Raw genomic sequence first — 6,899 nt, forward strand, 5'->3', positions numbered from 1 at the left:
TCGCTTGAAAGGGTGGTCGAGCCGATCACGTTGCCAGCGTGCGAGAGTGCAGCTTGGGCTTTGGGACTCAGGCCACCGACGGCTCGGCGGTTTCGCGCCTCAACCCCGGTTTGGAACCGAGAACTTCTTCCACAATCCCGCGCGCAATCTCGCGCTCGCCCATGATCACCGTATCGGCGCCCAAACCCTTGAGATGTTCGACCTCGGCATCGGAATGGGCACGGGCGATGACGTTGATAGCGGGATTGGCGGCGCGGGCGCGGAGCACGATCTGGCCGGCTTCGAAGGCATTGGGGATCGCAAGGATCAGCCGGCTGGCGCCCTCGGGATTGGCGGCGGCGAACACTTCGGCATTGGCCGCATTGCCGGCGACGGTCTCGACGCTGTCCGCTTTCAGCTTCGCCAGCGTCTTGTCGGCGTCCTCGATGACCAGGAAGGGCATTGCCGCGCCTTTCAGGGCCGAGCCGACCAGGCCACCGACACGGCCGTAGCCGATCAGGATGGCATGGCCGGTGAGTGCCGTCTTTGGCGGCGGCCCGTCCTCCTTTTTCGCCGCTGCCGCGACAGAGGCCACCTGGCCCGGCTCCGTCGCCGGACCAACCGGTTTTGCCTCGACCGGTGGTGCCGTCCTGGCGGCGCGCCGTTCCAGCCACGGCTTCATCCAGTCGATGGCCAGGAACATCAGCGGGTTGAGGACAATCGACAGGATCGCACCGGCCAGAATGAGGTCGCGGCCCTGTTCCGGCAGCAGCTTCAGCCCGACGCCGAGTTCAGCCAGGATGAAGGAGAACTCGCCGATCTGGGCGAGGCTTGCCGAGATTATCAGCGCCGTGGCGATGGGATAGCCGAAGGCAACAACGATGGCGAACGCGGCCAGTGATTTGCCGATGACGATGATGGCGAGCGTCGCCAGGATCGGCCAACCATTGCTGATCAGGCTGAACGGGTCGAACAGCATGCCGACCGAGACGAAGAACAGCACGGAGAAGGCATCGCGCAGCGGCAGCGATTCTTCCGCCGCGCGGTGGCTGAGTTCGGATTCGCTCATGATCATGCCGGCGAAGAAGGCGCCCAGCGCCAGCGAGACACCGAACAGTTTGGCCGCACCGAAGGCGACGCCGAGCGCGATGGCCAGAACCGCCAGCCGGAACAGTTCGCGCGAGCCGGTATGGGCGACATAGTGCAGGATCCAGGGAATGACCCGGCGGCCGACCACCAGCATGACGATGACGAAAGCGGTGACCTTGGCCAGTGTGATGCCGACGACGCCCCAGATGCCGTAGCTGGCCGGCAGCGACAGCAGGCCGCTGGCATGGGCGTCGGCCTGCTCCTGGCCGCCGAGCACGCCAGCGAGCGCCGGCAGCAGCACCAGCGCCAGCACCATGGCCAGATCCTCGACGATCAGCCAGCCGACGGCGATGCGGCCGCGCTCGGTCTCGATCATCCGCCGTTCCTGCAGGGCACGCAGCAGCACCACGGTCGAGGCGACCGACAACGCCAGGCCGAACACCAGCCCCGCGCCCATCGACCAGCCGAGCATCCAGGCAAGACCAGCGCCAAGCGCGGTGGCAAAGCCGATCTGGACGATGGCGCCCGGCACGGCGATGGCACGCACCGACAGCAGATCCTTGAGCGAGAAGTGCAGCCCGACGCCGAACATCAGCAAGATGACGCCGATTTCGGCCAGTTCGTTGGCAAGCCCGGCATCGGCGACGAAGCCGGGCGTGTTCGGCCCGACCAGCACGCCGGCTATGAGATAACCGACCAGGGGCGGAATGCGGAAGCGGTTGGCGAGAGCCCCGAAGACGAAAGCCAGCCCCAGACCGGCGACGATGGTGGCGATAAGGGGCGTGTCATGCGGCATTGTCTATGGAGCGCCTTTCAAGTCAGCGATGTTGGATGAGCGCCGCCCAAGGCCGCCGCCTGTTTGCAATATGATGGATGGTATGTCGGCGATGCAACCCGCAAAGCCGTGAAATCGACGGCGCTGCCGCGAAAATTTGACCGGCAGCTGAGAAGCTGCCGGCCGGATCGGAATTTGTGCGGAGCTATTCGTCTCGATTCGTCAGGGCCGATCGATGATCAGGCTGCCCGCAGCAAGGCCTCGATTTCCGGTATGGCATGGTTGGTCAATGTCTTGGGAATTTCGGCGGTCACCTTGTCCCCGACCTCCTTGTGCAGCTTTTTGCGCATTGTCCCAAGCACCACCGGCGGCGCGACGAGCACGATCTCGCTGAACTCGCCGTCATGCGCGAGCTTGTAGAGCCGGGCGGCGATTTCATCGGCAAAACGCTCCTTGCCGATGCGGTGCCAGTCCGTATCCTCGACTGCGCTGCGGTGTACGGAGGGACCATCACTGTATCGGCCGGGGCTGTCACTGCCTTGCTCGCGGGTGGGCGGGTTGTCCTGCTGCATTTCCTGCACCACCTCGAGATTCGGATATTTGTTGTCACCGGCGTTCCTGAGGAAAAGCGCCTTCTCGCCATCGGCCACGATCACCCAGATACCGTGCTTGAGTATGATTGTGTTCATGATGACAGGGCTCCTTTTTAGCCGCGTGGCGACCTTTAGTTGGCATTCCGCAGCCGGATTTCGATCCGACATGACGGGCCTTTTGAGAACGCACCTCGAGCCGGTAATGTTCCAGTCGGCAGCCACGTCGGCGTTGGACATTCTGGCTATCCCGAGGTTGCGACTTTAATCTACTAACTTGGTAGAATTTAGAAAAAACAGTTTTGCGGCTTTTCTCGCCGGGCGCTAAAAGAGCCACAAATCAAGGCCTGCGACAGCAGCTTGAATCCGCTCTATCTGTAAATGAGAAATATTTTTCTCTTGGCCGGGATGCTTTCAGAAAAGCAATTGCATCCCGATAAGGGATGCGCGAGTGCGTTCCTTCTGGTTTCTCGCGCTCGCGCGTAGAACTGCAGCTCATTGAGGATTCCGCTCGCGTCCATGTCGCACACTGCTCCCAAGCTCAACGCCTTCCCCGTGTTCATGCGGGTTGAGGGCGAAGCTGTGGCCATCGTCGGGGGCGGCGAAGAGGCGCTGGCCAAGGCGCGGCTGATCGGACAGTCGAGCGCGGTCCTGCGGATCGTCGCGGAACATGCCGAGCCCGACCTGCTCGCCTTCGTCGCCCAGGCCGGCGCGACGCATTTTGCCGCGGCTTACGAGGCGTCGCAGCTCGAAGGCGCGGTCATGGTGTTTGCCGCCAGCGGCGACGAGGAACTCGACCGCCGGGTGGCCGCGGATGCGCGCCGCCTAGGCATTCCGGTCAATGCCGTCGATCGGCCCGAGCTTTGCGATTTCTTCACCCCGGCGCTGGTCAACCGCGCGCCGGTGGCCATCGCCATCGGCACCGAGGGTGCAGGCCCGGTGCTTGCCCAAATGTTGCGCGGCCGCATCGACCGCATGCTGTCGCCGTCGCTCGGGCCGCTGGCAATTATTGCGGCTTCGTTTCGCGGGGCTGCCGAGAAGCTGCTGCCGAGAGGCAATGCCCGCCGCCGCTTCTGGCATGATTTCTTCTCTGGCGCTCCTGCGCGCGCGGCTGAAGCCGGCCAGCTTTCGCAGGCGCATGACGCCGCCGTCGATCTTCTGCTGTCGAACACGCCCGCTTGCGGTCACATCGCGCTGGTTGGCGCCGGTCCGGGCGCCGAGGATCTATTGACCTTGCGAGCCCATCGTCTGCTGATGGAAGCCGATGTCATCGTCCATGACGCCCTTGTGCCCGAGGCGGTCGTTGCCATGGGTCGCCGCGATGCCGAGCGCCTGCCGGTCGGAAAGCGCAAGGGCTGCCACACCAAGAGCCAGGCTGAGATCAATGCGCTGCTGGTCGAGCTTGGCCGTGAAGGCAAGCGTGTCGTGCGGCTGAAGTCGGGCGATCCGCTGGTGTTCGGCCGGGCCGGCGAAGAGATGGCGGCACTTCGCGACGCCGGCATCGCCTATGAGGTGGTCCCGGGCGTCACCGCGGCCTTTGCCGCCGCCGCCGATTTCGAACTGCCGCTGACCTTGCGCGGTGTCTCCTCGTCGATGGTGTTCACCACCGGCCACGACCTCAAGGGCAATTCGCTGCCCGACTGGGCCAAGCTCGCGATTTCGGGCGCCACCGTCGCCGTCTATATGGGCCGCTCGGTGGCGGCCGAGGTTGCCGGACGGCTGATCGAGGCCGGTCTGTCGCCGGACACTGCGGTGGCCGTGGTCGAGAATGCCAGCCTCGCCAACCGGCGGCGCTTCCACGGCACGCTTGCCGACCTGCCGTCGCTGGAAGCGCGCGCCGATCTTTCCGGCCCAGTCATGACCATCATCGGCGATGCGGTCGCCGGCGCCAACTTTGAACGGTCCGAGCCGCTGGCGGCACACAGGCATGAAGGCGCGTCCAGTTCGGTCGCCGAAGGAGTTCAGCAATGAAGATACTGACCGCCAACCGCCTCACCGACGGCATCGCCGTCTGGTACGCCGATGGCGGCTGGGCCGAGACGGTGGATCATGCCGACCTCGCCCATGACAAGGCAGCCGATGACAGGCTCGAGGCGATCGGCGCCAAGGCCTATGCCGCCAACGAAGTGGTCGACGTCAATTTGATCGACGCCGAAGTCGTCAACGGCGTCGTCCAACCGGTGCGGCTGCGCGAGAAGATCCGCGCCGCCGGCCCGACCATCCGCAACGATCTCGGCAAGCAGGCTGCGCGGGCAGCATAACCAAGACACCAGGCATGGGCGGACGCGCCCTGAAAGACCAAGCATGTACCGTTACGATGAGTTCGACCACGATTTTGTCCAGGCCCGCGTCGCCGAGTTCAGCGACCAGGTGCAGCGCCGTCTTGCCGGCGAGATCACCGAGGACCAGTTCCGGCCATTGAGGCTGATGAACGGCGTCTATCTGCAGCTGCATGCCTACATGCTGCGCATCGCGGTGCCCTATGGCACGCTGAACGGCAAGCAGTTGCGCATGCTCGGCCACATCGCCCGCAAATACGACAAGGGCTACGGCCATTTCACCACGCGCCAGAACATCCAGTTCAACTGGCCGGCGCTGTCGGACATTCCGGCGATCCTGGCCGATCTCGCAAGCGTCGAGATGCACGCCATCCAGACCAGCGGCAATTGCATTCGCAACGTCACCGCCGACCACTTCGCCGGCGCTGCCGCCGACGAGGTCGCCGATCCGCGTCCCTACGCGGAAATCCTGCGCCAGTGGTCGTCGGTGCATCCGGAATTCTCGTTCCTGCCGCGCAAGTTCAAGATCGCGGTGACGGGGGCCGAGCGCGACCGCGCCGCCATCCAGACCCACGACATCGGCCTGCACCTGAGGAAGAACGCCGCCGGCGAACTCGGTTTCGCCGTCTATATCGGCGGCGGCCAGGGCCGCACGCCAATGGTTGCCCGCAAGATTCGCGACTTCCTGCCGGAAGCCGACCTTTTGTCCTACTGCACGGCGATCCTGCGCGTTTACAACCTCTATGGCCGCCGCGACAACAAGTACAAGGCGCGCATCAAGATCCTCGTCCATGAGACCGGCGTCGAGGAGATCACCCGCCAAATCGAGGCCGAGTGGCAAGAGTTGAAAGACGCCCAGCTGAAGCTGCCGGAAGCCGATATCCGCGCCATCGAGGCCTATTTCGCGCCACCGGCACTCGCTGAGCGGCCGGAAGGCGACCAGGCGGTCAAGCTGGCGCGGCTCGATTCCAAGGGGTTCTCGGAGTGGCTCGACCAGAATGTCGTGACGCACCGCCATCCCGATTATGCGGCTGTGACGATCTCGCTGAAGGGCATCGGCGAGGTGCCCGGCGACGCCTCGGACAGCCAGATGGACGCAATCGCCGACATCGCCGAGACATATGGCTTTGACGAGCTGCGTGTCAGCCATGAGCAGAACCTGATCCTGCCGCATGTGGCCCGCGCCGACCTCAAGGCGGTCTATGATGCGCTGGTCGGCATCGGCCTGGCGACGGCCAATTCCAACCTGATATCGGACATCATCGCTTGCCCGGGCCTCGACTACTGCGCGCTGGCCACGGCGCGCTCGATCCCGATCGCGCAGGAAATCTCGCGCCGCTTCGCCTCGCTTGAGCGGCAGCGCGAGATCGGCGAACTGAAGCTGAAGATCTCCGGCTGCATCAACGCCTGCGGTCATCACCATGTCGGCCACATCGGCATCCTCGGCGTCGAGAAGAAGGGCTCCGAACTCTATCAGGTGACGCTGGGCGGCTCGGCCGACGAGAACACCTCGGTCGGCGAGATCATCGGCCGCGGCTTCTCTTCGGAAGAGATCACCGACGCCATCGAACAGATCGTCGAGACCTATCTCGGCCTTCGGCTCGACCCACAAGAGAAATTCATCGACGCCTACCGCCGAGTCGGTCCCGCGCCGTTCAAGGAGGCGCTCTATGCTGGCGAAGCCAAGGCCGCTTGACCGTATTGGAGACGTCGATGACGGCATCGCCGCCAAAGCGGCGGGGCTCGATGCGCTCTATGGTCATCTGAAGCCGCTCGAGATCATCGAACGCTCGGCCCGCGAACTGTTCCTCGACGAGATCGCGGCGGTGTCGTCGTTCGGCGCGGATTCGGCCGTGCTGCTGCACATGATCGCCAAGATCGACCGGACGCTGCCGGTCATCTTCCTCGACACCGGCAAGCATTTCGAGGAGACGCTCGGCTATCGCGATGCGCTTGCCGCCGATTTCGGGCTGACCAACATAAGGGTGATCAAACCCGAGGAAGCAGCACTCGAACGGATCGATCCGACGGGCAATCTGCACCAAAGCGATACCGATGCCTGCTGCGACGTGCGCAAGGTGGAGCCGCTGGCGCGCGGTGTCGCGCCATTTCGTGCCTGGCTCACTGGCCGCAAGCGTTTTCAGGCCGCGACGCGGGCAGCGCTGCCGGTGTTCGAGGCGGTCGGGC

6 protein-coding genes are annotated in these 6,899 nt (G+C 64.4%); 4 read left to right on the top strand and 2 right to left on the bottom strand.

The features are described 5' to 3' along the window. Window positions 1-67 precede the first annotated feature (67 nt). Window positions 68-1,864, bottom strand: coding sequence for a YbaL family putative K(+) efflux transporter (gene ybaL / locus EN990_RS26215; RefSeq protein ID WP_127368522.1), 1,797 nt, complete (start codon window positions 1,862-1,864; stop codon window positions 68-70). Between the two features lie 218 nt (window positions 1,865-2,082). Next, entirely contained in the window at window positions 2,083-2,532 is a 450-nt protein-coding gene (locus EN990_RS26220; protein WP_013529560.1) for a host attachment family protein, read from the bottom strand. A 420-nt stretch (window positions 2,533-2,952) separates the two neighbouring features. On the opposite strand from EN990_RS26220, the gene cysG reads away from it, so the two are divergent. The 4 genes from cysG to EN990_RS26240 all read left to right on the top strand — a co-directional run. Continuing rightward, a complete protein-coding gene (gene cysG, locus EN990_RS26225) occupies window positions 2,953-4,404 on the top strand; it encodes a siroheme synthase CysG (RefSeq protein WP_127384616.1) in 1,452 nt (483 codons plus the stop codon). Then, window positions 4,401-4,694, top strand: coding sequence for a DUF2849 domain-containing protein (locus EN990_RS26230; RefSeq protein WP_013529562.1), 294 nt, complete (start codon window positions 4,401-4,403; stop codon window positions 4,692-4,694). The genes cysG and EN990_RS26230 overlap by 4 nt, the downstream gene beginning before the upstream one ends. A 43-nt stretch (window positions 4,695-4,737) precedes the next feature. Beyond that, window positions 4,738-6,408: a nitrite/sulfite reductase gene (locus EN990_RS26235; protein ID WP_027161320.1), complete on the top strand. Its 1,671-nt coding sequence runs from the start codon at window positions 4,738-4,740 to the stop codon at window positions 6,406-6,408. Then, a partial coding sequence (locus EN990_RS26240; RefSeq protein WP_127388423.1) for a phosphoadenosine phosphosulfate reductase family protein occupies window positions 6,383-6,899 on the top strand: 517 nt, incomplete at its 3' end. The genes EN990_RS26235 and EN990_RS26240, both read left to right, overlap by 26 nt.

The sequence above is a fragment of the Mesorhizobium sp. M7A.F.Ca.US.005.03.1.1 genome (assembly GCF_003997975.1).
Lineage (GTDB): Bacteria > Pseudomonadota > Alphaproteobacteria > Rhizobiales > Rhizobiaceae > Mesorhizobium > Mesorhizobium ciceri.